At 66.5% G+C, this 3,237-nt stretch carries 4 protein-coding genes; 2 read left to right on the top strand and 2 right to left on the bottom strand.

The window, feature by feature from the left end:
• Positions 1-1,182 (bottom strand): class I tRNA ligase family protein (locus A5698_RS18690; RefSeq protein WP_156670812.1); only part of this gene is annotated, 1,182 nt, incomplete at its 3' end.
• A 284-nt stretch (positions 1,183-1,466) separates the two neighbouring features.
• Entirely contained in the window at positions 1,467-2,111 is a 645-nt protein-coding gene (locus tag A5698_RS18695; RefSeq protein WP_068299929.1) for a hypothetical protein, read from the bottom strand.
• Positions 2,112-2,247: 136 nt separating this feature from the next.
• Here A5698_RS18695 and A5698_RS18700 point away from each other — a divergent pair, with 136 nt between their 5' ends.
• Positions 2,248-2,619 carry a hypothetical protein gene (locus tag A5698_RS18700; RefSeq protein WP_064416244.1) on the top strand — a complete coding sequence of 124 codons (372 nt, stop codon included), beginning with the start codon at positions 2,248-2,250 and terminating at the stop codon, positions 2,617-2,619.
• A 44-nt stretch (positions 2,620-2,663) separates the two neighbouring features.
• A partial coding sequence (locus A5698_RS18705; protein ID WP_068299933.1) for a hypothetical protein occupies positions 2,664-3,237 on the top strand: 574 nt, incomplete at its 3' end.

The raw sequence follows: 3,237 nt of genomic DNA on the forward strand, positions 1-3,237 counted from the left end.
CGCGCCGTGGGCCGCCGCGGATCCGGACTGGTTCTTCAGGTCGCGGATGATCTGCGGGTTGGCGTCGAAGACGTGCTGTCCGGCGTAGTCGGGCACGGTGGCGTCGAAGCGGCCGCGCGGATCGACCGGCGTCACCGCCTCGATGCCCGCGGCCTGCGCGGTGAGCATGTCGTCTTCGCCGTAGGCCGGCGACATGTGCACGATGCCGGTGCCGTCCTCGGTGCTGACGAAGTCGGCGGGCAGCACCCGGAACGATCGGGGTGCGTCGGCGAAGTACGGAAACGGCGGCAGGTAGCGGGTTTCGAGAAGGTCGCGACCGGTGTAGGTGGCCAGCACCTCCGGCTCCTCACCCAGCTCGCGCGCGTACGCCGAAACCCGGGCCTCGGCCAGCACATAACGCCTGCCGTCGGCCGCCTGCACCTGGACGTACGTGACGTCGGGGTGCACCGCGACCGCCTGGTTGGACGGCAGGGTCCACGGGGTCGTGGTCCAGATCAACAGGTACGCGCCGTCGAGCTGACCGCCGTCGACCCGAAAGCCGACGGTGATCGCGGGATCCTGCCGGCTCTGGTAGACGTCGTCGTCCATCCGCAGCTCGTGGCTGGACAACGGGGTCTCGTCGTTCCAGCAGTACGGCAGCACGCGGTTGCCCTCGTAGGCAAGGCCCTTGTCCCACAACTGTTTGAAGGCCCAGATCACCGATTCCATGAACTCGGGCTCGAGGGTCTTGTAGTCGTTGTCGAAGTCCACCCAGCGGGCCTGCCGGGTCACGTAGGCCCGCCACTCGTTGGTGTACTTGAGCACCGAGGCGCGGCACGCATCGTTGAACTTCTCGATGCCCATCTCCTCGATCTGCGCCTTGTCGGTGATACCGAGCTGACGCTGGACTTCGAGTTCGGCGGGCAGCCCGTGGGTGTCCCAGCCGAACCGGCGCTCCACCTTGTATCCCCGCATGGTGCGATACCGCGGAACAATGTCCTTGACGTATCCGGTCAGCAGGTGCCCGTAGTGCGGCAGGCCATTCGCGAACGGCGGGCCGTCGTAGAAGACGTACTCGGGGGCGTCGGCGCGGCGGGCGATGCTGGCGCGGAAGGTGTCGTCGCGGTCCCAGTAGTCGAGGACCTCGGCTTCCAGCGCGGGAAACTTGGGCGCCCCGGCGGACGGCTTCGGGTAGGCGGTCATAGCTCCTGTGCCTCATACCGGCCTCCTCGCCGGAGGCCGCGGTGTTCGTCCAAGGCACGGGGACGACGGCCACGCTGGTGCGCGAGCGCCGCGGTACCACCCCGCTTGCGCACGGCTACCCAAGGAGACGTGCGCCGCTCAGTTAGGGCGCTGACGGGCCCACCCGTTCGGTTCTACTGAGCCCGCACCGACCGAGATCAGATGGTGGCGGGCTGTTCTTCCGAAGGCTCCCCGGTGATGGCCGGATCCAAGCCGTTGCGGTGAATCTTACCGCTTGCAGAAGGTCAGGCCGGAGGCAGCGCGTCCGAGGTCATCTCGACGAGCGAGAGCGGGAACTGTTCGGCCAGCTCCTCGATCGTGTAGGCCGCGAACCGGCTGGTGTCGTACCACCAGTCGATCCGCACGTCGCCGCCGGCGCGGTAGACCCGCACCTCGAGCGCGTGGCCGAGACCCGGCGGGGTCTCCTGCACCGGCACGGTCTCGGCGGGCAGCTCGCCGATGTAGTTGAAGTACACCTCCGGCGACGCGGCTTCGTCGCGTTCGGAGGCCGCGGCCAGCGTGTGATGCACGGCGGCCAGCACCTCGGTGGCGCTGGCGCGCTGCGCCGTCACGCACACGAGCGGAACAGCGTCGAGCAGGGCGCCGCGCTCGCTGGCGATGTCGACCGGGACGAGGCCTTCGCCGAGCGTGCGGGCGATCGTCCTGCTGAGGGCGGCCACCAGGATCTCGTCGGCGGGCAGGCCAAGCCATTCGGTGGCACCGTCGAGTTCTGCGGTCAGCTCATCGCTCGCGGGTGTGGACACTTTCGCCATGCTGGCGGAGGCGCCGGCGTCCGCAGCGTCGTAGTCCGTGATGCGGACCGTTGCCATAGCAAACTCGCCGAGCGGGCGCAGAACCTCTGTCGGCGAAGCCAGGTAGGGAGCAACCATGGGACCAAAGATAGCCCAGGTGTCCCAAAAATGGGAGACACCTCCCAAAACTGTGACGCCAGTGTCAATTTAGGCAAACTCGTCCAGTTTGCGGACCGCACTGCCCAAAGCCGGGACGTTGGTTTACAGTGGGTAGGTGCCCCGGACAGACGAGAACGGCAGACAACTCAAGGCGCTGCTCGACTACCTGCTCGACGGGGACATCGAAGCCAAGGACATCTACGACGCGCTGGGCACCTCCAGCAGCACGTATTACCGCCGCATCAAAGAGCCCGACTACCCAGACGCCGAGGAGCTGCGGCGGGTCGCCGACCGGTTCGGTCTGAACTATCCCGACCTGCAGATCAGGTTCGGTCTGATGACCAGGCAAGAGGTCCTGAGCTACGTCGAATACCTCGAACGCACAGGCGGATCCGGGCAGACCGCCGTGCGGGAAACGACCAAGGCGCGCACCCGGATTCCGAGACTCTCCGAACTGCGACCGCGGAGTGACGCTCCGCCCCTTTAGCCGTACACTTTGCTGAGTACCACGGCGGCTCGAAGGCAATCCTCATGGCTTTGGCGACACTCATCGCGATAACGCTTTGCTGTATCGCGTGGAGCTTGTGGATTCGCCGTGTCACGTGGTCCTCCCGGTGGGAGGTGGCGGCCACCCTCAACATCGCGCTGCAGGGCATGGCGGTCCTGCTGATGTCCCCGTGGGCGTCCGAAACGCTCGGGGTCGCGTTGCACGCGCTGACCGGGAAATGGAACCTCGAGGACTTCATCGGCCACGACTGCTACATCGTCGCCGCGTCGGCCGTCGTCTACAACGCCCTGGGCCGGCTGCAGGACGACCACCTGCTCCAAAGGTCGTTCAAGCAGTACGTGGAGATACCGGCGACGCTGTGTATTCCGCTGCTGCTCGTCACGTTCTCCCTGGGTAACGGCGCACGGATCTTCAAGCCGGACTTCTTCCAGGTGCCGACGGACTTCTGGCTGAACATGTACTGGCTCATCCTGTGCGGCATCCTGATCTATCTGCTCGGCTACGGCAGCCGGGCCCTGCTGGTGCTGCGCAGGGATCCGCGGTCGCGCAAGATCGCCAACGTCTACCTGATCTCGTCCGCCGCGGGCATCGCCGCGT

Origin of the sequence: Mycobacterium sp. E136, from assembly GCF_001666865.1 — a bacterium.
Lineage (GTDB): Bacteria > Actinomycetota > Actinomycetes > Mycobacteriales > Mycobacteriaceae > Mycobacterium.

Bases quoted from the DNA above. Each gene is read 5' to 3' on its own strand.
- A5698_RS18695 (WP_068299929.1), bottom strand. From the start codon at position 2,111: ATGGTTGCTCCCTACCTGGCTTCGCCGACAGAGGTTCTGCGCCCGCTC.